This is a genomic window from Bradyrhizobium sp. 197 (assembly GCF_023073375.1).
Lineage (GTDB): Bacteria > Pseudomonadota > Alphaproteobacteria > Rhizobiales > Xanthobacteraceae > Bradyrhizobium.
In genome coordinates this window covers 13,948-36,393 of sequence record NZ_JADPJJ010000122.1, presented here as the reverse complement: position 1 = coordinate 36,393, position 22,446 = coordinate 13,948, and the positions used below count along the sequence as shown (strand labels likewise).

Annotated in this window: 18 protein-coding genes; 6 read left to right on the top strand and 12 right to left on the bottom strand. The window is 64.4% G+C overall.

All coding sequences use genetic code 11. From position 1 onward, the window contains the following. Nucleotides 1-23: 23 nt before the first annotated feature. The 3 genes from IVB27_RS28195 to IVB27_RS28185 are packed head-to-tail and all read right to left on the bottom strand — an operon-like array spanning nucleotide 24 to nucleotide 3,267. Nucleotides 24-809: a fumarylacetoacetate hydrolase family protein gene (locus IVB27_RS28195; RefSeq protein ID WP_247446233.1), complete on the bottom strand. Its 786-nt coding sequence runs from the start codon at nucleotides 807-809 to the stop codon at nucleotides 24-26. Nucleotides 810-824: 15 nt separating this feature from the next. Beyond that, nucleotides 825-2,192, bottom strand: a complete 1,368-nt coding sequence (locus tag IVB27_RS28190) for an LLM class flavin-dependent oxidoreductase (RefSeq protein WP_247446232.1) — start codon at nucleotides 2,190-2,192, stop codon at nucleotides 825-827. Between the two features lie 22 nt (nucleotides 2,193-2,214). Next, complete coding sequence (locus IVB27_RS28185) at nucleotides 2,215-3,267, bottom strand: Ldh family oxidoreductase (protein ID WP_247446231.1); 1,053 nt, start codon at nucleotides 3,265-3,267, stop codon at nucleotides 2,215-2,217. Nucleotides 3,268-3,561: 294 nt separating this feature from the next. On the opposite strand from IVB27_RS28185, the gene IVB27_RS28180 reads away from it, so the two are divergent. Beyond that, the gene (locus IVB27_RS28180; RefSeq protein ID WP_247446230.1) at nucleotides 3,562-7,677 is read left to right on the top strand and encodes a bifunctional diguanylate cyclase/phosphodiesterase; all 4,116 of its coding nucleotides are present in this window, start codon (nucleotides 3,562-3,564) and stop codon (nucleotides 7,675-7,677) included. Here the strand turns inward: IVB27_RS28180 and IVB27_RS28175 are convergent. The 4 genes from IVB27_RS28175 to IVB27_RS28160 all read right to left on the bottom strand — a co-directional run bounded on the left by IVB27_RS28175 (nucleotide 7,651) and on the right by IVB27_RS28160 (nucleotide 12,334). Continuing rightward, entirely contained in the window at nucleotides 7,651-7,992 is a 342-nt protein-coding gene (locus IVB27_RS28175; RefSeq protein WP_247446229.1) for a hypothetical protein, read from the bottom strand. The genes IVB27_RS28180 and IVB27_RS28175 overlap by 27 nt on opposite strands. Before the next feature lie 75 nt (nucleotides 7,993-8,067). Next, nucleotides 8,068-8,874 (bottom strand): WecB/TagA/CpsF family glycosyltransferase, encoded by an 807-nt coding sequence (locus IVB27_RS28170; protein WP_247446228.1) that lies wholly within the window; start codon nucleotides 8,872-8,874, stop codon nucleotides 8,068-8,070. Beyond that, the gene (locus IVB27_RS28165; RefSeq protein ID WP_247446227.1) at nucleotides 8,867-11,242 is read right to left on the bottom strand and encodes an exopolysaccharide transport family protein; all 2,376 of its coding nucleotides are present in this window, start codon (nucleotides 11,240-11,242) and stop codon (nucleotides 8,867-8,869) included. Before IVB27_RS28165 ends, IVB27_RS28170 begins: the two co-directional genes overlap by 8 nt. A 291-nt stretch (nucleotides 11,243-11,533) precedes the next feature. After that, nucleotides 11,534-12,334 (bottom strand): class I SAM-dependent methyltransferase, encoded by an 801-nt coding sequence (locus IVB27_RS28160; RefSeq protein WP_247446226.1) that lies wholly within the window; start codon nucleotides 12,332-12,334, stop codon nucleotides 11,534-11,536. Between the two features lie 398 nt (nucleotides 12,335-12,732). Between IVB27_RS28160 and IVB27_RS28155 the strand changes: the two genes are divergently transcribed. Further along, nucleotides 12,733-13,761 carry a glycosyltransferase family 2 protein gene (locus tag IVB27_RS28155; protein ID WP_247446225.1) on the top strand — a complete coding sequence of 343 codons (1,029 nt, stop codon included), beginning with the start codon at nucleotides 12,733-12,735 and terminating at the stop codon, nucleotides 13,759-13,761. A 15-nt stretch (nucleotides 13,762-13,776) separates the two neighbouring features. Here the strand turns inward: IVB27_RS28155 and IVB27_RS28150 are convergent, their stop codons facing one another. Then, nucleotides 13,777-14,763, bottom strand: a complete 987-nt coding sequence (locus IVB27_RS28150; RefSeq protein ID WP_247446224.1) for a glycosyltransferase — start codon at nucleotides 14,761-14,763, stop codon at nucleotides 13,777-13,779. A gap of 247 nt (nucleotides 14,764-15,010) precedes the next feature. Between IVB27_RS28150 and IVB27_RS28145 the strand changes: the two genes are divergently transcribed. The 3 genes from IVB27_RS28145 to IVB27_RS28135 all read left to right on the top strand — a co-directional run bounded on the left by IVB27_RS28145 (nucleotide 15,011) and on the right by IVB27_RS28135 (nucleotide 18,734). After that, nucleotides 15,011-16,078, top strand: coding sequence for a glycosyltransferase (locus IVB27_RS28145; protein ID WP_247446223.1), 1,068 nt, complete (start codon nucleotides 15,011-15,013; stop codon nucleotides 16,076-16,078). Between the two features lie 39 nt (nucleotides 16,079-16,117). Continuing rightward, nucleotides 16,118-17,470, top strand: a complete 1,353-nt coding sequence (locus tag IVB27_RS28140; RefSeq protein WP_247446222.1) for an O-antigen ligase family protein — start codon at nucleotides 16,118-16,120, stop codon at nucleotides 17,468-17,470. A 118-nt stretch (nucleotides 17,471-17,588) separates the two neighbouring features. Continuing rightward, complete coding sequence (locus IVB27_RS28135) at nucleotides 17,589-18,734, top strand: GNAT family N-acetyltransferase (protein ID WP_247446221.1); 1,146 nt, start codon at nucleotides 17,589-17,591, stop codon at nucleotides 18,732-18,734. A gap of 28 nt (nucleotides 18,735-18,762) precedes the next feature. Here the strand turns inward: IVB27_RS28135 and wrbA are convergent, their stop codons facing one another. The 3 genes from wrbA to IVB27_RS28120 are packed head-to-tail and all read right to left on the bottom strand — an operon-like array spanning nucleotide 18,763 to nucleotide 20,896. Then, nucleotides 18,763-19,362 carry an NAD(P)H:quinone oxidoreductase gene (gene wrbA, locus IVB27_RS28130; protein ID WP_247446220.1) on the bottom strand — a complete coding sequence of 200 codons (600 nt, stop codon included), beginning with the start codon at nucleotides 19,360-19,362 and terminating at the stop codon, nucleotides 18,763-18,765. 48 nt (nucleotides 19,363-19,410) lie between these two features. Continuing rightward, nucleotides 19,411-20,109, bottom strand: coding sequence for a pirin family protein (locus tag IVB27_RS28125; RefSeq protein WP_247446219.1), 699 nt, complete (start codon nucleotides 20,107-20,109; stop codon nucleotides 19,411-19,413). A 34-nt stretch (nucleotides 20,110-20,143) separates the two neighbouring features. Beyond that, nucleotides 20,144-20,896, bottom strand: coding sequence for an SDR family NAD(P)-dependent oxidoreductase (locus IVB27_RS28120; protein ID WP_247446218.1), 753 nt, complete (start codon nucleotides 20,894-20,896; stop codon nucleotides 20,144-20,146). Nucleotides 20,897-21,012: 116 nt separating this feature from the next. Between IVB27_RS28120 and IVB27_RS28115 the strand changes: the two genes are divergently transcribed. Continuing rightward, complete coding sequence (locus tag IVB27_RS28115; RefSeq protein WP_247446217.1) at nucleotides 21,013-21,948, top strand: LysR family transcriptional regulator; 936 nt, start codon at nucleotides 21,013-21,015, stop codon at nucleotides 21,946-21,948. 124 nt (nucleotides 21,949-22,072) lie between these two features. On the opposite strand, the gene IVB27_RS28110 is transcribed toward IVB27_RS28115, so the two are convergent. Next, the gene (locus IVB27_RS28110) at nucleotides 22,073-22,330 is read right to left on the bottom strand and encodes a hypothetical protein (RefSeq protein ID WP_247339802.1); all 258 of its coding nucleotides are present in this window, start codon (nucleotides 22,328-22,330) and stop codon (nucleotides 22,073-22,075) included. Nucleotides 22,331-22,446: the final 116 nt, after the last annotated feature.

Sequence of the window (22,446 nt, the reverse complement as noted above, 5' to 3'; positions counted from 1 at the left end):
CCGTGCCCCACCACGCAAGCAGCCTACCGCTCCTCCCGCACGAACCTGTTCCGCAGCGTCCCGACACCGGTGATGTCGATCTCCACGACATCGCCGTGCTTGATGTCCGGCGACGCACCGTCGGTGCCCATCCAGATCACATCGCCGGGCCATAGCGTGAAGTATTTCGTCAGCTCCACCAGGAACGCCACCACGCCGAAGATCATGTCGTTGGTGTGGAAGCGGTTGGTCTCCTTGCCATTGACCCGGACGACGGTTTCCATTTTCGCAAGATCGGCCTCGGTTTCGATCCATGGGCCCATCGGCTTGAACGTGTCGGCGTTCTTCGACCGCCACAGGCTGCGGTCGGCCTTCTGCCAGCTCCGCTCGCTGACGTCGTTGCCGATGGTGTAGCCGAACACGCAATCCATCGCGTTCTGTTTGGTGAGATGCTTCACCTTCTTGCCGATGACGACGACGAGCTCGCCTTCATAGTGGATCTTGTCCGTCGCAAAAGACGGGATCACCACCTCCTCGTCATGGGCGATCAGCGCGTTCTGTGCGCGATAGCCGATCTCGGGCCGATCAGGCACGGCCGGCACCTCGCCGCGCTTGTCGGCGGCCTCTTTCAGGTGTTTCAGGTAGTTCAGGCCGACGCAGTAAAACGTGCGCGGGATCAGCGGCAGCTCGATCTTGACCTGCGACAGCGGATGCGTGCGCGAGGTGCGCTGCCATTCGCCAAAGGGATCGCCGGTGACCGCGATCACCTGGTCGCCCTCGACGATTCCCCATGAAGCCTTGTCCGAGGCGGTGAATTTCAGCCAGCGCATGCCGTGTCTCCGTTGCTATTCCGCGGCATGGCGCGGCTGCATTTTCCAGGCGCCGGCAGCCGGCCGCTTGAGCCCGAGATTTTCCCGCAGCGTCTTGCCGCGATACTCCTTCTGGAATAAGCCGCGCCGCTGCAATTCCGGTACGATATGTTGCACGAAGTCGGCATAGGACCCGGGCACATAGGTGGCGGCGATGACAAACCCGTCGCAGCCGCGCTCGACGAACATCTCTTCGAGCTTGTCCGCGATCTCCTTGGGACCGCCGACCATCGCATCCTGGACCTGACCGCGGCCGGAAAAGGTGACGAAGTCGCGCGCGCTCGGATTGCACTTTCCGGAGTTCTTGAGCACACCGTCGCGAATGCCCAGAATGCCCTGCATGCTCTTCAGCTCTTCCGTCGTCAGCGGCTCGTCGAGATCCTTGGAGGCGAAATCGTAGTTGAGCGCTTCGGCCAGCAGCGACAGCGCGTCGATCTGCAGCGGCAGCTTGTTGATCAGCGCCATCTTGTCTTCAGCCTCGGCTTTGGTTGCGGCGCAGACCGGCGTCGTCAGGTTGCAGAGGAACATCGCTTCCGGATCGCGGCCGGCTTTCGCGGCCTCGTTACGCACCGCCGCATAGCCTTCCTTGGCGGCGGCGAGGTTGCGCGCGGCGGTGAAGATCACCTCACCCCATCGTCCTGCAAAGCGCTGGCCGCGGCCGGACGCGCCGGCCTGGATGATCACGGGATGGCCCTGGTCCGAACGCGGCACGGTGAACGGACCGCGGGACTTGAACGCCGGTCCCCTGTGATCGAGCCGCTTTACTTTGGCCGGATCGGCAAAGCGGCCGCTCGTCTTGTCCATGATGAGCGCGCCGTCTTCCCAGGTATCCCAATGGCCGAGCACCACCTCCATGAACTCGTCGGCCTTGTCGTACCGCGAATCATGTTCGGGATGAGAGGCGCGCCCCATATTGTGTGCCTCGCCGTCGTTGAGCGAGGTGACCACGTTCCACCCGGCGCGTCCACCGGACATCAGATCGAGCGTTGCGAAGCGGCGGGCGATGTCGAAAGGTTCGAAATAAGTCGTCGAGCCGGTCGCCCCCAACCCGAGCTTCTCTGTAACCATACCCATCGTGGTCAGCACGATCAGCGGGTCCATCTTCACGCAGCGGATGCCGTATTCGACGGTGTGGGCGTGATCGTTGCCGTAGCGGTCCGGCATCGCCAGGCGATCGTCGAAGAACGCCATGTGGAACTTGCCGGCTTCGAGGATCCTGGCGATCTCTTGATAATAGTCCGCCGACATCGAATCGTCGCGCGAGTCCGGATGCCGCCACGAGCTCGGCAGATTCGTGCAGTTTTGCGCCTGGAGGAAGCCGACCAGTACCATCTGCCGCGCCATGCTGCTGTTCTCCAAAATACCGTCAGGCCAGATCGAGGACCGTATCGAGTCTGTATTCGCGCGCCAGCGCTCGCAGTTTTTCCCAGGTCGCATCCTCGATCTCGATGCCGTCGCGCAGGCGCTGCTGCTCGCGCACGCCTTCGATCTCACCGGGATAGTAGACGCCCTTGCTGCCCTCGGACGGCGGAGTCGATTTCAGGTATCGCGCGAAATCCGCGACCTCACGCTTGAACGCCTTCAGCGGGCGGAACGCTGCGACGTTGAACACCGCCATGAAGCAGCCGTCATTGTGCCGGCCCGTCGGCTCGACGCCGAAGCCGAGGCCGGTGAGCAGGCCACAAAGGACCTCGACCATGGCGGCGAGGCCGCTGCCCTTGTAGCCCTCGGTGCCGCCGAGCGGCAGCAGGGCGCCGCCCTTGCGGTATTGGGTCGGATCGGTGGTGTGTCGTCCTTCGGCATCGATGATCCATCCCGTCGGAATCTCCTCGCCGCGGGCGACCGCGAGCTGGATCTTGCCGGCCGCGACCGCAGAGGTCGCCATGTCCAGGTAGAAGGGCGCATCGAGATCGGACGGCACCGCGATCGAGATCGGATTGGTGCCAAGCCGTGCCTCCTTGCCGCCGAACGGCGCCACGTGTTTCGGCGAGCGGCCGGAATCTGCCGTTGCGATCCCGATCATGCCTTCGCGCATCGCCATCAGCGGATAGGCGGCGAGGCGGCCGACATGGCTTTGCCGGAACACGGTGCAAGCGGCGACATTCGCCGTCTTCGCCTTCTCGATCGTCAGCGCCATCGCCTTGGCGTTGACGTGGAAGCCGAAACCCCAATGGCCGTCGATCACGGTCGTCGTCGGCGATTCCTGGACGATGCTCCATTTGGCGCCGGGCACGATGTGGCCAGCCTTGATACGGTCGATGTAGGTGGGAACAGCGATCACGCCGTGGGAATCATGGCCGGCGAGATTGGCGTTGACGCAGCCGATCGCGACCGCGTCGGCCTCTTCCTCGGAAGCTCCGGCGGCACGGAGCAGCGCGGCGCTGACGCGCGTGAGGCGGCTGGCCTTGACGATGGGCATCGCGTTTCCTCGGTCATCGCCCTTGGCGGGCGGTTGCTGAGAGCCATCGTCTCAAAGCGTGGGAGCGATATCAATCTCCCGTAAACCAATACAGGGCTGCAAATTCGTAGAGAGCACGCGCCTTTGGTCGAAGATTCGTCCCGTGCGGCGGTATTTTCGACAGTTTCCCGCCGGCTGTTCGCAGCTCGTTCACTTTGATCGAGGGTTTGCGGCGCGCAATAACGACCACTTAGGCGATCGCCGGTCATAACGTCATCCGGGAAAAAAGGCAGAAATGCCCGGGGAGTTGAGATCGTGCCGACGACACTCGCGCGCACCTTTGCGGCGTTGAGCGCCATAAACGAAGCGATCCTCTACGCGAAATCGCCCGACGAGCTGTACCAGAAGGTCTGCGACGCCGGGTTTTCGAGCGGGGATTTCATGGCGGTCGCCGTGTTCCTCGTGGATTCGGACGGCCGTCTGCTGCGCTTTGCCGCCGGTCGCGGCGACGACGTCGCGCGGCTGAGCGCAATCGAGATCACCACGGAAGCCGGAAGTGCCGAGGGATCGGGCGTCAGCGGGGAGGCCTTCCGCAGCCGGAAGCTCTGCATCAGCAACGATTTTCTGAACGATCCGCGCTCGCTCGCGTGGCGCGAGGGCGCGTTTAAGGCGCATGTCGGCGCCGCGGCGGCGTTGCCGCTTCTGTGCAGCGGCAAGAGCGTCGGCGTGCTGCTCGTGACCCGCAGTGAGGCCGGTTCGCTAAGCGATCAGATGGTATCGCTGTTCGAGCGCATGTCGGCCAACATTTCCTATGCTCTGGACAATTTCGCGCGCGAGACTGCACGGCAGACCGGCGTGCGGGCGATGCGCCGGCTCAACCGCATGTACGGCGCGATCAGCGCAACCAACGAGGCCATCCTGCGCGCCAAGAGCGAGCAGGAGCTGTATCAGCTCGTGTGCGACGCATCCGTGCACAGCGGCGAATCGCTGGCGACTATCGTGTTGCTTCGCGAGCCGGATTCTCACTGGATGAAGCCGGTCGCCTCCACCGGGCAGAACCTCGAGCTGGTCACCCAGGCACGCTATTCGATCGATCCGGAAAATCCCTGCGGCAAGGGCATATCCGGCGAGGTGTTCCGGACGCAAAAGCCGATCGTCGAGGACGATCTCGCTCGCCGCACCAGGGGCACTCCGTGGGAGCGCGCCAACGTCAACACTGGCGTTGCCGCCTGCGTGGTCGCGCCGCTGATCAGGCACGGTGAAAGTGTCGGCGTGCTCTTGTTCTTCATCAGCCGATCCTGGGCCAAGGACGAGGAGATCGTTGCGCTCCTCTTGCGGATGGCTGAGAACGTCTCGTTCGCGCTCGATAATTTCGGGCGCGAGGCTGAAAAAGCCAAGATCGCCAGAGAAGAAGAGCGCCTGGCACGCATGTATGCGGCGCTCAGCGCCACCAACGAGGCGATCTTGCGCGCGCGGTCGCGCTCCGAGCTGTTCGACCTTGTCTGCGAGGCGACGGCGAAGGGAGCCAAGTTCACTTCGGTCACCATTGCGCTCGCCGATCGTCACGCCGAACTGCTGCGTGTCGTCTCCTGCTACGGACCGAACGCGGATCAGGTTCGCAACTTCAAATTCTCGATCTCCGACGATGTGCCCGAAGGCCGCGGGCTGACCGGCACCTCATTCCGCACGCTCCAGCCCGCCGTCAGCAACGACGTGCTCGCCGACGACCGCATTGCGCCGTGGCAGGCCAGCGCCCGCCGCAACGGGATCGCGTCCTCCGCGGCGTTGCCGCTCTTCAACGGCGACCAGGTCGAAGGCGTGTTCCTGTTCAACTCTCCGGAGCGCGACACCTTTACGGGCGAATTCATCGAGCTGCTGCGCAAGCTCCAGGCCAATGTCGCCTTCGCGCTGGAGAATTTCGACCGCGCCGACGAGAAGGCCAGGGCCGATATGCAGCGCAACCGTCTGCGCGGCATGCTTGAGGCGCTGAGCGCGACCAACGAAGCGATCATGCGGGTGAAGACCCGCGCCGAACTGTTCGAGGTGGTCTGCGAGGCGGCGGTGCTCGGCGGCACCTTCTCCTCCGCGACCATCGCACTCGTGGACGACACCGGGCACTACCTCGACATTGCCATGACCAAGGGCGAGAGCTGCTATCAGGTCAAGCAATGGCGGTTCTCGACGTCGGCTGGCGATCCGGAAGGCCGGGGGCTGGCCGGCACGACGTTCCGTACGCGCGCCCCTTGCGTCGCCAACGAGCTTCTTACCGACATCCGTACGGCCCATTGGCATCAGATCGCTCGCATCCAGGGCACGAAATCGGGCGCCTGCTTCCCGTTGCTCAGCAATGGCTGTGAGGCGATCGGCGTGCTGCTGTTCCTCTCGCCGGACGAGGGCACGTTCACGCCGGATCTCATCCAGCTGCTGGGACGGCTTGCCGAGAACGTGTCGTTCGCGCTCGACAATTTCGAGCGCGCCGAGGAAAAGGCACGCACCGAGGCGCAGAAGGAGCGCCTGACGCGCATGTTCGCGGCGCTGAGCGCGACTAACGAAGCGATCATGCGGGCGAAGTCGCGGGCCGAGCTGTTCGGCCTCGTTTGCCTGGCAGCGTCGAACGGCGCTAAGTTCACCTCGACCACGATTGCGCTGGCTAGGTCAGGCAGCGACCAGCTCGAGATCGTGTCGGCGGCCGGGCCGTCCGCCGACACCACGCGCAACGTCCGTCTCTCCGTCGACCCCGAGCGACCCGAGGGGCGCGGAATGAGCGGCACGGCGTTCCGCACCCGCCAGCCCTGCATCAGCAACGACTATCTGAACGACGACCGCGTCCGCGTCTTCCACGCTATCGTCCGCAACGATGGCGCGCGGTCTGGCGCGGCGTTTCCGCTCGTCGTGCACGATCAGGCCGTCGGTGTCATGATCTACATGTCGACCGAACCGGGTACCTTCACGATCGAGTTCGTCGAGCTGCTGCAGCGCCTCGCCGACAACGTCTCCTTCGCGATGGAGAATTTCGATCGCGCGGACGAGAAGGACGAGGCGGACGAGCGGATCGAGTACCTCGCCTCTCACGACAGCCTGACCGACCTGCCGAACCGAGAGACGTTCAACGGGCTGCTGCGCGAGGCGATCGACGCGGCGCAGCGCCACGATCACCGCTTCGCGGTGCTTTTCATCGACCTCGACCGCTTCAAGGTCATCAACGATTCACTGGGACACGAGGCCGGCGACCTGCTCCTGCTCGAAGTGGCGAACCGGCTGCGCGGTGCGCTGCGGGCAAGCGACGTCGTGGCGCGGCTCGGCGGCGACGAGTTCGTGGTGATTCTCGACCAGTGCGGTGAGATCGACGACGTCCAGCGCATCGCGACCGGGTTGCTGAAGGCGCTCGCCGAGCCCATGGAGCTGGCCGGGCACGAGTGCCACACCACGGCCTCGATCGGCATCGCGATGTATCCGGCCAACGGCGCCGACGTGCAGACGCTGACCAAGAACGCCGATATGGCGATGTATCTCGCCAAGGAAGACGGCAAGAACGGTCACCGCTTCTTCTCCAAGGAAGTGAAGACCCAGTCGATAGAACGGCTGTCGCTGGAGAGCGCGTTGCGCCGGGCGCTGGAGCGCGAACAGTTTTCGCTGAACTATCAGCCCAAGGTGGACATGGAGACCGGCCAGATCACCGGCGTGGAAGCGCTGCTGCGCTGGACACATCCTGATCTCGGCAGCATCTCGCCGGCGCAGTTCATTCCGCTTGCGGAAGAGACCGGGCTGATCGTGCCGATCGGCCGCTGGGTGGTAAGGGAGGCCTGCGCGCAGGCCATGGCTTGGCAGCGCCGCGGCTTGTTGCCGGTGTCTATGGCAGTCAACCTGTCGCCGCGCCAGTTTGTCGACGAACATCTGTTGCAGGACGTCGACGAGGCGCTGGCCGCCAGCGGCATGTCGCCGGTGCTGCTCCAGTTGGAAGTCACCGAGAGCATGATGATGCGTAACGTCGGGCGCGCGCTGAAGGTGCTCGACGCCATCCAGAGTCGCGGCATTCGCCTCGCCATCGACGATTTCGGCACCGGCTATTCGTCGATGTCGCTGATGAAGCATTTCCCGATCGACACCATCAAGATCGACCGCTCATTCGTGCGGGACCTGCCGCAGGATTCGGAAGACCAGGCGATCGCACAGGCGATCATCAGCATGGGCAAGGCGCTCGGCATGACCGTCGTCGCGGAAGGCGTCGAGAACGTCGAACAGGAAGCTTTCTTGCGCGCCCATGGCTGCGACGAAATGCAGGGTTTCCTGATCGCCAAGCCGTTGCCGGCGCGCCAGATGGCGGAGTTGCTGCGACCGATTGAGCTGGCTGTCGCACCGCCGCTCCAGCCGGAGCCGGACCAGGCCGCCACCGAAGCCGCTGTGCTACGGTTGAAACGAGCTGTCGTCTAACGGCTGCGGGTGCAGCTCGCGGACGTCGTCTTCCTTGATTTCCGCCTTGCGCGGAAAATCATCCGGCCAGGTCAGCGAGGTCTGCTTGGCGAACAGGGCGAGCAGGGCATGCGCGCCTTCGGCAAAGCTCGAGTCGTGGCTCAGACCGAGTTCAGAACACCACGCGTGTGGCATCGGCTCGTGCGCGTCGAACAACGCCATTGCCGGACCCCACCACCAGGCCGGCGCCGGCGATCGTTCGTCCTCCGGCACGGCATGCCAGAGGACGAGTTCATCCATCACGCGCTCGAATTGCAGGCTTGCAGCCTGATGCATTCGTTCCGTGCTCCCTCGGGTCGCGCCTGAAAGCAGGCCGACGGATAGTCCGTCGCTCGGCCATCTCGACGTCTCTCAGCGATTGAAGGGCCGTTTGCGGCTGAAGAGAAGATAGATCGCGCGGGGATTGGTGGTCAAATAGCGCCAGAACAGGCGTCGCGGCTCCAGCAAGGTGCGCCAGACCCATTCGAGTCCGATCTTCTGCATCCATTGCGGGGCGCGCGACCGGCTGCCCGACAAGAAGTTGAACAGGCCGCCGGATGTCTTGATGACGCCGACATTGGTGAGATGCGGGGTGAATTCCTCAACGAATGCCTGCTCGTTGGGCACGCCGAACGCGACCCACAGATAGTCCGGCGCGAGCGCGTTGATCTCCTCGACCTTCGCGCGCAGCGTCTCGCCCCGGAGGTAGCCGTGGCTGTGTCCGACGATCTTGAGGTCCGGATACAGGCGACGAACATTCTCGACCGCTGCGGCGTTCTCTGCCTCGCTGGCACCGAACATGTAGAAGGTGCGGCCCAGCGCTTCCGCCTTGCGTGCGACGACGTGAAACAGGTCGGTGGTCGCGACGCGCTCGGGCAGCGGAAACCAGGATTGCAGTTTTGAGGCCGCCACCAGCGGCTGGCCGTCGGCGTTGATCAGGTCGGCGGCACGGAACAGGCGCTCGGTCTGCGGTTCTGTCGAACACCGCGCCAGCACCTCGCCATTCGCCGAAGTCAGGAACAGCGGGCGGCCGATGCGATGACGCGGATCGGTTGCCTCGATCATGAAGTCGGCGGTCGCTTCCAGGTCGAGTGCGGCCATGCGAAGGCCGCCGACCGTGATCCGCGGCACGTCGGCGGTTGCGGCCCGGCCCTCCAGATTGATGCGACGCTCAAGCATATTGTCTGCCTCGTTGGCGCGCTTGGGTTGCGGGGGTGAGCTCGTCGAGCACGACGCCGACGAGCTTGCGCTCCGCGCGGCCGAGCGTGTTCAATATCTCTTCGAGGCCATCGTTGATGTCGAGGCTGGTCGGCAGCACCGCCACCAGCGCGTCGGCATCATCGAGCAGTTTGCGGCTGGCGCCCGTGAGTGGCGCCGCGGGGCCGTCGAGGATCACGAGGTCATAGCCGCCGGCGGAGCGCGCCTGCTCGATGGCCTTGCGGATGGCGTCAGTGGCCTTGCCGGCGTCGCTTTCGGCGGCCGGCAATACCGAGATGCCGTTGAGTGTCTTGATCTCGCGCGCGGCCTTGCTGCCGATCGAAAGCCAGCCGAGCTTGCTCGGCTCGCTCTTGCCGGCACGGTTGACCTTGTTCGAGAGCGAGTGTGCCTGATGGTCGGCATCGATCATCAGCACGCGAGCGCCGTCGCGCGCCGCCGCGAGCGCGAAATTCAGCGCGGTTACGCTGCGCCCGGTGGTCTCACTGGCACCGACGAGCGCGATGACCGGCATCGCCTTGCCGTCCGTACGGCGTGCCACCGCGGCGCGCATGTCGCGCCAGGCGTTGAGCAGCGTCGTCAGCGGAAAACCCGGGCGCAGCGTCGGCCAGCCCAGACGGGTGAGGTCGACGCCGCTGCCGGTGGCAAGAATGGCGCCGAGCGTGTGGATGACGTCGGCCTCCTGGAGGCGGGCGATCAGCGGCTTTTCGATCAAGGGCTTTTCAGCCGTCGATGGTTGCAGCGGTGGTGCGGCAAGCTCCGGGAGGGCCTGCGCGACTTCCGGGGTTCGCGAAACCTGCTGAGGTCGTGCAGTCTCCTGAGCCCGCGAAGGCTCTGGAACTCGGGGAGCTTGCGGCACCGGAGCACGATGGGGACGGGCCGGCGCGGGTGCCGGCACGGACGCACCGGCGAGCAACAGTTCGGCCGCGACGAACCAGCTCGATGCAGCGATCGCGCCGAAGACGAAGCCGATCATGGAGAACAGGCTCATCGCCGGTGGGAACGAACGCCGCTGCGGCACCGTCGCTTCGCCGATGACGCGGGCCGCCGAAGTGTTCAGCGTCTCCTGCTCCTCGGTCTCGCGCGAGCGCTTGAGGAAGGATTGATAGACGTCGCGGCTGGCATCGACTTCGCGCTCGAGCTCGCGCAGACGCACGGCGGCCTGGCTGAGCTGGACGCTCTGCCGCTTCTGCGCCTCCAGCGCCCGGTTGAGCGAGGCTTCAAAGTCGCGGGCGCGCGTCAAATCGTTCTTGGCGGACTGGGCGAAGCGGTCGATCTCTTCGTTGATGGTGCGCTTGAGATCCTCGACCTGCTTCTCGGTCTGGCGCAGCGCCGGATGACGGGGGCCGAGCTCGCCGGTCTGCTCCGCATATTTCTTGCGCGCGTCGGCGTATTGTGCGCGCAGGTTCGCGATGGTCGGCGATTGCAGCGCCTCGGAATTCGCCCCCGCATCCGCTGTCGTGCGCCGGCTCGCCTCGATTTGGTCGAGACGCGCCTGCGCATCCATCGTCGCCGCGCGGGCGGCGGAAAGCCGCTGGTTGCTGGCGGAGAGCTGCTGGTCGCTGATCAGGGCGTCCTGGGTGCCGACGAAATTGTTCTGGGCCTTGTAAGTCGCAAGCCCGGTCTCAGCGTTGCGCAGCCGCTCGCGCAACTCCTTCAGGCGGCCGGAGAGATCGTTGGTGGCGCGCCGCGCTGCCGAAGCCTGCGAGTTGCGGGATTCCGCCAGGTAGGTGCTGGTCAGCGCGTTGGCGAGCATCGCTGCTTTCGCCGGATCGGTCGACCAGACCTCGATGTCGACAATGAAACTCTTCTCGGTCTTGCGGATCGTGATGTGCCGGTTCAGCGCCTCGAGGGCCGCGAGCTGCACTTCCTTCTTCTCCGCGGTCGAGGGCGTGCGGGGCTGAAGGCCGATCAGGCTGAGCAGTGACGAGATCAGGCTCTTGCCGTCACCGCCGCCACCGAATTCGGGGTCCTTGTCCAGATCGGCCTGTTGGATGACTTTGAGCAGCACGCTGTTGGAGGTGATCAGGCGCGCCTGGCTCTCGATCACCATCGCCATGCCGGAGACGTCCTGCGCGCGGGGCGTGAGCTCACGATCGACGAGCTGGAGCTCGCGCGGGTCGACATAGAGCTGGGCGGTGGCGGTGTAGTGGGGCGTCAGGCTCTTGCCCAAGGTGACGGCAAGGGTCGCGCCGAGCAGGGCTGCAGCGGCAATCGCGATCTTCCGCCGCCAGAGTAAATTGACAAGCTCCAGCACGTTGAAGCCGGCCTGAGGCCGCTGTTGCGGGACCTCTGGTCTGGCCGGGTCTATCGGCTGGTTATAGTCTAGCATGATCCCCAGCTTTCATTCCAACTGTCGCGTGCTGAGGGGTTACTCTTCGCTCTACGCAACGCACCTGAGATATAGGTGCCCAATCAACGCAACAGGGAAAATTAACCATACTCATTGAGGGACTATTCACCGAAATGGCAAACAAAGCGTTTAAACGCATGCCACCCTTCGACGCGTCGCTGCGACGCGTGCGACGGCGCGGTCCTTCAGAGATTAACGGTTCGTTACCGCGTGCGGCGTGGCCACGAGGCTTCGCTCGTCGTGCGATCGGCCGCGCGCTCACCATGGCCGTCAATTTTTCCGCAGGATGACGTGATAGTCGCCGCGGCGGACGTCGGTCCCGCGCGGAAGCACGGCGTTCAGCACGGCGGCGCCGGCGTCCACCAGGGTTGCGAACAGCGGCTTGCTCCGGCGCATCTCGGGATAGCGCGGGCTCTCGACCTCACGGCGGTAGACCATCTCAAGGCCATTGGCGACCGCGAACGCTTCGAGCCTCGGCAGCGTCACCAGGGGATGGAAGAAAGTCGGGAACGGTGGCTCGCCCGGCAGGCCGGCATCCTTGATGCCGCGGATGTGCCGGTAGAACCAGACGTGGAACCAGTGCGGCGAGTATTTGGTGACGACGCCGGACAGCGAGCGTGGATTGGGCGCGCCGATCAGGATCATCCCACCGCGCTTGAGCGCATCGCGGAAATTAAGGAGCGCGGCGTCGACATGGGGCAGATGCTCGATCACATTGTAGCAGATCACCAGATCGAAGGTTTCGCGCCCGAAGCGGTAGGTCTGGACGTCGCCGAGGATCGCTTCGTCCGCGTAGCTGTTGTTGCGGACCTGGTCCTCGTCAATGTCGACGACGGTGACCTTGCTGCGGCTCAGCAATTCCGGTGGCAGAACGCTGCACGAGCCGCCGCCGGCTTCGTAGGTCGCGAGCTGGCCCTGCGGCAATATGCGGCGCAGTACGTCGTGGACGGCGAGCAGGCTGTCGCGCGCCTCTCCGGGAACGAGATCGTGCAGCGCCTGAGGGGGTGCAATGGCCGCGGGAATTTGGACCGCCGTGGCTGTCGCGAAATCGATCGTGGCTGGCTTGTTCATATTTTCTGACCGCGCTTGTTCGACTTAAATTTACAGGAGAAATCTCGCATGCCCGAAGAGCAAATCGGATGCCGCGCAGCTTCACCGGTCTTGGTGCTTACGGTCGAGTTAACGCGCATGGGCGTTAACTACGGCATCATCCATGTCGGGCCGCCGCCCGCGCGATGGACCGCGAATTGCACTACCACGTGCGCAAGGTTTTGCAGCAGAAACACGCGATGGCGGTTAAGCGAATGGTATTGCACCGTGATGGCCGGAGATTTGCGCCGTCGCGAGCCCCATGCCAGCCGTTCATTCTGGGGCGGATCTGTGCCGCGGCGCTGTGCCGTTGCGAAACGGCGCCGATCCGCGGGATCGAAGCAGGGCTTTTTCAATCTATATCGGACATCTAGAACGTCATGACATTAATCCCGACAGACTTGTCTGCCGCGCGTATCTCGGATGCCGTGCGCGATCCCAACCGGGAGATCGCGGCGAGCTCCCGAATTATCGACCTGTCGGTCGGCATCGTCGTCTGCATCCCCTGCTTCCGCCGTCCGCAGCATCTGCGGCTGACGCTGGACTCGCTCGTCAGCCAGCGTACCCCGCGCTCCTTCGCCGTCGTCATGGTCGAGAACGACGCGCTACGGCGCGAAAGCGCACCGGTGGCCGCGGAGTATCTCGCCGGCGGAAGGCTCCAGGGCGTCTGCCTGGTCGAAAAACGGCAAGGCAACGTCCAGGCGATCAACGCCGCGTTCGAGACGGCGCAGGCGCTGTTTCCCGCCGCGACCCGCTTCCTGATGATCGACGACGACGAGATCGCTTCGCCCGACTGGCTCGAACTGATGGTTCGCACCGCGGATGCGACCGGCGCCGATGTTGTCGGCGGGCCGGTGCTGCCGGTCTTCGAAGACGACAGCAAGCCCTGGCTTTCGCGCCATCCCGCCTTCTGCCCCGCCTATGATTACAGCGGCGCGGTGCCGCTGATCTATGGCTGCGGCAATTGCCTGATCACGCGCGCGGCGTTCGAGCGGTTCGACCGTCCCGCCTTCGACCTGCGCTTCAACTTCCTCGGCGGCGGCGATTGCGATTTCTTCGTGCGATGCCGCGATGCCGGCATGACGTTCCACTGGACTGCGGAGGCAGTCATCTCCGAGACGGTGCCGCAAAACCGCACCAGCCCCGGCTGGATCGCCAAGCGTGGTCTGCGTATCGGTGCAATCAATTATCGTGTGCAGTCGAAGGCCGCGCAGGGCGCGGGAGCGCGGGCGCGGGTGTTCGCGCAGATGCTCGGGAGGTTGCCGCTGTCGCTGGTCCGATCCGCTCGCCTGCTCGTGACGTCAAAGCCCGTCGTCGCGATGCATCCCGCGCTGGTCGCGCTCGGCTCCATGCTTGCGGCGTTCGGCATCGAGCCGAAGCCCTATGAAGCCTCGAAGATCGTATCCTGACGCCGGAGTGAGGGATTAGATGCCGATGCAGGCGAGGGCGACCCTGACCGCGGCGCGTGGCAGCGATTTGAGCGAGCGGCGGCCGACCATCCCGAGATAGGCGAAGGCCTGGCGATATCTGCCGAAGCGGACCGCTTGCATCGCCGAATATGTGACGAGATGAACCTCGGCGGCCTGGCGCAGCCCGGCTGCCATGCCCGCGGGCAGTCGCGCCATGATCAGCCCGTCGTCGAACACCCGCGCGATGGCCGGGAAGAAATCCTGCGGCGTCCGCGCCGCCGCATTCATGGTGTTGGCCGTGTGCAGGCGGTAGTCGAGCAGAAGGTTTGGCGCAAACTCGAATTCACCGATCGCGGCAAGACGGCACCAGCAGTGCCAGTCCTCGCAATATCTGAGTGAGACGTCGAAGCCGCCGATGGCGCGAAACGCCTCCGCACGCGCGAGCGCGATGCCGCCATTGACGATGAAGTTGCCGGCCGCGAGTCGCGCCAGCACATCACCGGATGGTTTGCGGCGTCCTTTCAGCAGATCCCGTCGACCGATCTGCCGTCCGTCGCTGTCGATCGTGTTGTAGTCACCGTAAACGAGAACCGCGCGCGGAGCACCACGCGCGGCCGCCAGCAGCGCGGCGACCGCGCCGGGCCGCAGGCGATCGTCGGCATCGAGGAAGAGCAGCCATTGGCCGCTCGCATGCCGCGCGCCGAGATTGCGCGCCGCCGATACGCCGGCGGCGTCGTTGGTCAACAGGCGCAGCCGCGGGTCACGGATGGCACGAACGATGGCCGTGGTGTCGTCGGTCGAACCGTCGTCCACGACGATCACTTCGGTGATTTCGGCTTGCGCCAGTGCGCTGGCGAGGGTTTCGCCGACATAGGCCGCGACGTTCTTGGCCGGAATGACGACGGACACCGATGTAGTGGAGCTGATCTGCAGCGGCAAGCGCGCCGCCGGAGCGACGCGTGATGTGGCCGGTAGTTCGAGAATTTCTTCGGCGGTAATCAAGCTACGGCTCGCCTTTAAGGGTCTGTTAACCAGGGTGCGTCTGCGCATTGGCAATGCGATTGATCGCAACCTTGGGCGCCGCAAATGATACTCGCATTCCGGTGAAATCGTTGCCGCGAAGGCCGGCGCGGCGCTGGTTTTGTAGAATAGCGTTAAGCCGGCGGCATTAAGCCTGTGGCAAATTTGGAAGAGTGCGACAGCCGGTCCCATGCGAGAATGCGCACCGAACTTCCCGCGGATGGACCCAGTGCCCGCAAAGACATTCGACTACGATCCCGACGACATGGTTCTCAACCTCTTCTACGAGGACAAGGACGATCGCTGGTTTTCCGGCGACCGGCATCTGCGGCGCATGGCGCGCCGCATGCTGCTCGGCGAGCCGCGTATGAGCGGGCAGCTCCGCGTGTTCCTCAATCTCCGTGCGGGGCTCGATCGGCTCGGCATCCGCTATCGCGTCAACGATTATGGCTACATCGCGCAGCATCCGGACGAACTCGCCTGCATCATCGGTCGCACCTTCCTGCTCGACAAGTTTGCGTGGAAGAATCCGATCCTGCTCGGCGTCGCCGCCCATAATCATCCGCTCGACGATCCCGACCTGTTCAAGCGCCTGCCGGTCAAGAAGGTGGTGGTGCCCGGCCCGTGGTACGCCGACATGTACCGGCCGCATTGGCCCGAAACGGAGGCCTGGCCGGTCGGTATCGACACGGATCTCTGGGCGCCGTCGCTGACGTCGCAAAAGACCGTCGACGTCCTGATCTACGACAAGGTCAACTGGGACCGCGAGCGCTATGCTTCGGAGCTGATCGAGCCGGTTCGCGCCCGGCTCACCAGAGAGGGCCGCTCGTTCACGGAACTGCGTTACGGCAGTTACAAGGAGGACGACTATCAGGCCGCGCTCGCGCGCTCGCGTGCGATGATCTTCCTGTGCCAGAACGAGAGCCAGGGCATCGCTTATCAGCAGGCGTTGTCCTGCGGCGTGCCGGTGCTCGCCTGGGATCCCGGTGGCCCCTGGCGGGACGCCGATTATTATCCGCATCGTGTCCAGTTCGCGCCTGTGTCGTCGGTGCCGTATTGGGACGATCGTTGCGGCGCCAAGTTCGTCGACGTCGCGGGGTTCGAGGCGGGTTGGGACGATTTCTGGACCGGGTGCGCCGCTGATACGTTCGATCCGCGCGGCTTCGTGCTCGACAATCTCACGTTGGAACAGCGCGCGCTGCAATATTACGAGATCGCGCGGAGCATCGTGCGGCAGCAGGCTGTGCCGCAGAGCTCCGGTGTACTGGTTGACGGATGCTTAACAGGGATCGGCTAAGACTTGGAGCTTCCCCAGTTTCCCGAGCAGCCTTGAGCCATGGATCGCAGCGTCGCTGACATGACTGACGTCGAGGCCCGATCGTTCGGCTACGTCCTGCGCGATGGGCTTGCGGGGGTCAACGCCGTGCGGGCGGGGCGTTGCCTCGTCGCAGTCGCGGCGCTGCTCCTTGTGCTGGTAACGCTCGATCCGTTTCCGGATCTGCGCAGCGAGGATGTCATCACCGTCGTCGGCGGACGGATGGCGCTCACCTATGTCTCCTGGGGCCTGATGGCTGCAGTCGCGGTGCTGTTCGTCGCCGCAACGGATGCGCCCGCGCTGAAGACCCTGGTGACACCGCTGCATCTCTGCCTGGTCGGCTGGCTGTTGATCAATATCGTCTTTTCCGAGAGCCGCGGCGTTTCGATTCAGCGCCTCGTGCTTGCGGCCAGCGTGATGTCGCTTGCCGTGCTGTTGCCATTGCTGCCGCCGACGCAGCGCAGCTTCAACCTGTGTCTTGGTGGCGCCGCGCTCGTCCTGCTCGCACTCTGCTATCTCGGCGTCTTCCTCGCGCCGCAATATTCGATCCACACCGCACTCGACGTCACGGAGCCGCAGCTGGCCGGCGACTGGCGCGGCAGCTTTGGCCACAAGAACATCGCCTCGCCGGTGATGACCATCCTGGTTTATGTCGGCATTTACCTGTCCGCCGTCGGATCGTTCGTGATGGGCCCGGCGATCGCCGCGCTGGCCGGAATCTTCCTGATCTTCACCGGCGGCAAGACGTCCTCGGTGCTATGCCTGGCAATCTACGCGCTCGCGTCGCTGGTCTGCGTCACGCCAAGCTTGTGGCTGAAGCGGATCATCTGTTTCGTGCCGCTGATCATGATGAATTTGCTGACGGTCGGCAGTGTCTTGAGCCCGGCGCTCGGGGCGATGACGCGGCTGCTTCCGCTCGACCCCACCTTCACCGGCCGCTCCGCCATCTGGGATTTCGCGCTCGCAGCCGTCGCCGAAAAGCCGATCACCGGCCACGGCTATGCGGCCTTCTGGGACGACGTCACCGCACGGCAGACTGCCCAGGGCGCCGAATGGGCGACGACCGCGGCGCATAGTCACAACAGCTATCTCGACCTCGCGGTCACCATCGGCCTGCCGGGTCTTGTGCTCGTGGTCCTCGTCTTCGTGCTCGCGCCGCTCGGCAATTTCCAGTCGGCCCGGACACACAATCGTAGTCGCGCGCTGGCAAAGCTGTTCCTGACCGTGTGGCTGTTCGGCCTGTACTACGGAGCGACCGAGACCTTCCTGCTCGAACGGCAGAATCCGATCTGGTTCATGTTCGCTGTTGCTACGGCCGGCCTGCACTTCCTGGCCAGGTTCCAATGTGTGATGCAAAAGGAACCTGAAACCTGACAGCTTGTCGCAACCGGTGCGGCAGTGGCATTGGCTTAACGATAAGCAGTGACGTCGCTTGTGGTCTGCGACAAAACACAATCTATCTGGAAACATTCTGTAATCGTAAGCACCGCGGATGACGTTCCTCAGCGTCGAGCAACCAAATGGTCTTGTGTCCAGCACGTCGGGAATCGCGGTCGATTTCGTGCGTGACTGGCGGCACGCCGCATCGCGCCTGAACGCTGGTCATCGCACTGCGTTTCAGCATGGTTATTGGCTCGGCGCCTGGTACAAAGCATTCCACGACCTCGCGCCGCTGATTGCATTGATCTCCGATGCCGCGACCGGCAGGGACATTGCGGTGGTGCCAATGATCAGCCACCTCAGGCGCGGCATCCGCATCGTCGAATTCGCGGATTTCGGCGTCTCCGACAACAACGCGCCGATCCTGGCGCTCGATGCCGCGTTGGACGCGGCGGCAACGGATGCGATCGGCAAGGCGCTGATCGACGCATTGCGCGCATTGCCCGATCGATTCGATCTGCTGCGCTTGAAGAAGATGCCAGCCCATATCGGCGGCAACCCGAATCCGCTGGTGTCGCTCGGCCGGATCGGGTCCTGCTCGCTCAACGGCAACCTCGTGCTGACCGGCGACGACTATGAAGACTACCAGGCTTCGATCAAGCGCATGCAGATGCCGCGCTGCTGGCGCGTCTTCTGCCGTCATGCCGGCGCGCGATTCGAGGTCGCCACCGATGTCGCGCGTGCGCGCGAGCTACTGGACGTGATGGATGTCCAGCAGCAGGCGCGCATGCAAAAGCTCGGCTCGCGCTTCGTCCTCAACGACGAAACCCATGCGCAGTTCTATCGCGAAATCGCCCGCCAGGGTGTCGCGGACGGTTACGCCGTCATCTCGGCGCTGGTGTGCGACGAGGCCATCGTCGCCACCACGCTCGGCGTCAGGTTTGGTGCGACCTATTTTCTCCTGCGCATCAGCCACGCCAGCAATTCATGGTCGAGCTGCTCGCCGGGGCTGCTGGTAACCGAGCGCACCATGGCAGCGCTGCATGCAGAAGGCGTGCGCCGTTTCGACCTCAGCATCGGCAACCAGGACTACAAGCGCCGCTTCGGCGCCGAGCCGGTGCGGCTGACCGATGTCAGCGTCGCGCTGTCCTGGCGCGGCCTGCCCTTCGCGTTGCGCGATCATGCCGCGCAGGGCCTGCGCCGTCACCCCAGGCTCGCCGCCCTTGCCGCGCGGGCCATGGGCAAGGGGAGGCGCTGACGCCGCCCCCTCGCATCAGCCGTGAAGCCTAGCCATGTAGCTTCTTGGCGGTCTCCGCGATCTGGCGTCCCTGATAGCGTGCGCCGGCGAGTTCGTTGGCGCTGGGCTGGCGGCTGCCGTCGCCGCCGGTGATCGTGGTGGCGCCGTAGGGCGCGCCGCCGGTGACCTCGTCGAGCCTCATCTGGCCGGCGAAGCCGTAGTTCATGCCGACCACGACCATGCCGAAATGGAGGAGGTTGGTGATGATCGAGAACAGCGTCGTCTCCTGACCGCCGTGCTGGGTCGCGCTCGACGTGAAGGCGCCGCCGACCTTGCCGTGCAACGCGCCCTTGGCCCAGAGCCCGCCGGCCTGGTCGAGGAAGTTCGCCATCTGCGAGGCCATGCGACCGAAGCGGGTGCCGGTGCCGACGATGATCGCGTCGTAGTTGGCGAGGTCTTCGATTTTGGCGACGGGTGCAGCCTGATCGACCTTGTAATAGGACGCTTTGGCGACCTCGGCCGGCACGAGTTCCGGCACGCGCTTGATGTCGACAGTGACGCCGGCTTCGCGCGCGCCTTCGGCAACCGCGTTGGCCATTGCTTCGATGTGGCCATAGGCGGAGTAATAGAGGACGAGAACTTTGGTCATGATGGTCTCCGTTGAAGGGTGATTTGAGGTGTTCCGTGTGAGTGGCGCTTACGCCGCGTCGACGAGCACGAGCTCGGTGTCTTCCAGAGCCGTGATCTTCAATCTGTCCTCGTCGCGGATCGCGGCGCCGTCGCGAGCATTGACGCGGACGCCGTTGACCTCGATTGAACCCGCCGCGGGCACAAGATAGAGGTGCCGCGACTTTTGCGGTTGGTATTCCGCGCTCTCGCCGGCTTTCAGCGTGGTGGCGAGCACCCGCGCATCGGCGCGGATCGGGAGCGCGTCCGTGTCACCCTCGAAGCCGCTCGCGATGGTGACGAGGTTGCCCGAGCGGTCTCCTTTCGGAAACGGCTTCGAGCCCCAGGTCGGTTGTCCGCCGCGCGCGGTCGGCTCGATCCAGATCTGGAAGATCCGTGTCTTGGTCGGCTCGAGATTGTACTCGGAATGTCGGATGCCGCTGCCGGCGCTCATCACCTGCACGTCGCCCGCTTCAGTGCGGCCCTCGTTGCCGAGGCTGTCCTGATGGGTGATCGCGCCCTCGCGCACATAGGTGATGATTTCCATGTTGGCGTGGGGATGGGCGGGAAAGCCCGTGTTCGGCGCGATCTCGTCGTCGTTCCACACCCGCAAGGCGCCGTGACCCATGTTGTTGGGGTCGTAGTGACTCGCGAAGGAGAAATGGTGCTTGGCGTTGAGCCAGCCGTGATCGGCGCCGCCGAGCTTTGCGAAGGGTCTGAGTTCGATCATCTGCGTAATTCCTTATATTGGGATATTGGGGCGCCTAGGCGCCGAAACCGCCGTCGACGTTGAGGACGGTGCCGGTGACGAAGGAGGCTTCCGGGCTTGCGAGGAAGACGACGCCGGCCGCCACCTCCTCGGGGCGGCCGAAGCGCTGCAGCGCGTGCTGCTTGCGCTGGGTCTCGGCGAACTCGCCGCCGTCCTTCGGATTCATATCGGTGTCGATCGAGCCGGGCTGCACCACATTCACGGTGATGCCGCGCGGGCCGAGGTCGCGCGCCGCGCCCTTGGTGTAGCCGACGACGGCCGCCTTGGTGGCGACGTAGTCGGCAAGGCCCGGGAACGAGGCGCGGTCGGCAAGCATCGAACCAACAGTGACGATGCGGCCGCCTTCACCCATCAACTGCGAGGCGGCGCGGATCGCCGCGATCACGCCATGCACGTTGATCGCATCCTGGCGGGCCAGCGCCTCGGTGTCGGCATTGGCATCGTCGATCGCACCGCCGCTCGCTACGCCAGCATTGTTGACGAGAATGTCGAGATGGCCAAACTCCTTCGCCACGTCGTTGACGAGCTGCGTCACGTCCTTGGCCGAGGCCTGGTCCGCCCTGAAGGCGCGGGCCCTGACGCCCTTTGCCTTCAGTTCAGTGACGACCGCTTCGGCCTTTTCGGGTGACGCGACATAGCTGATGGCGACGTCCGCACCTTGATCGGCGAGTGCGCGGGCAGAGGCCGCGCCGATACCGCGCGAGCCACCGGTGACGAGGGCAATCTTGCCTGAGAGCTTCTTGGTCATTGGATTTCTCCATTCCTGAATTTCTGATGACCCTTGGATAAGCCTCCGCTTGTGGTATAGAAATAGAAACTGTTGAAACACATTGTTTCCATTAATAACCCAATTGGACCGGTTCCATGGCAAAACTCCCCGATTTCGAGGCGCTCGCGATTTTCGCAAAAGTCGTGGAATTACGGTCGTTTGCGGGTGCCGCGGGCGAGCTCGCGATGTCCAAGGCGACGGTGTCCAAGGCGGTCACGCGCCTCGAAGAGCGGCTCGGCGCCCGGCTATTCAACCGCACCTCACGCCGGCTCGCGTTGACCGATGCCGGGCATAAGCTCGCCGAGCGTGCGACGCGCCTTTTGTCCGACGGCGAGGCGGCGGAGAACGAGGCGCTGGCGCAATCGGTAGCGCCCCGCGGGCTGGTGCGGCTCGCCGTGCCCATGACGTTCGGGATCAAGGCGGTGGCGCCGTTGCTACCGGAGTTCTTCGAAGTCTATCCGGAAGTCTCCGTCGATTTGCATCTGAGTGATGCGACCGTCGATTTGATCGGCGAAGGTTTCGACATGGCAGTGCGGATCGCGCGGTTGCCGGATTCCTCGCTGATCGCGCGACGGCTGTTCACCATGCCGCGCTTCACGGTGGCGGCGCCGACCTATCTCAAACGCCAGGGACGGCCGACGCATCCCATGCATCTCGCCGAGCACAAGTGCTTCAGCTACGCCTACCTCTCGACGCCGAATGTCTGGCACTACACCAATTCGGCCGGCGAACAGGCCAGTGTACGTCCGGGCGGACAGCTTCGCGTCAACAATGGCGAAGCCGTGATGCCGGCGCTGATCGCGGGTCTCGGCATCGCCGAACTGCCGGAGTTCATCGTCGGCGAGGCCATCGCCTCCGGCGAGGTCGAAGTCATCCTGAAAGACTGGAAGCAGGCCGAAGGCGCCGTTCATCTGGTGACGCCACCCGGCGGCCCGCGCCCCGCACGTGTCGAAGCGCTCGGCGATTTTCTCGCGGCGAAGCTGCCGGGGACGTGCAAGCGGCAGGCGCGCGGAAAGGCAAAGCCGTCGTAGCAAAGTCGTCGTAGAGCGAGCGGCTTCAACACCCTCGTCATTGCGAGCGCAGCGAAGCAATCCAGACTCCCTCCGCGGTGACACTCTGGATTGCTTCGCTGCGCTCGCAATGACGGAGTCTGAGCTACGACACCTTCACGCCATCCTTCGCGATAATTCGCAAGCTCGGCTTCAACGTTTGTTCCAGCCGCGACTTCAATTCATGAACATGCGGATCGCTCGAGCGCTTCGCGCAGACCGCGTATTGATGCACCGATTGCGCCAATGCGCGCCGTGCCTGCGGCGTTCGCGTCATTTCGGGCTTTGAAAGCCGCAACACGATAGCGGCGAGATTCACCAGCATCTCGTCCAACGCCACGTCGATGGTTCGAAGTCTGTTCATCGCTCGACTCCCTGGGAGGCAACGGTGGGTCCAGGGGGGCGTTCCTGACCGGGCGAAACATGGATAATGCTTCGTAAATCCCGCCGCACGGCTTGTTCTTGCGGGCGGTCACGGAC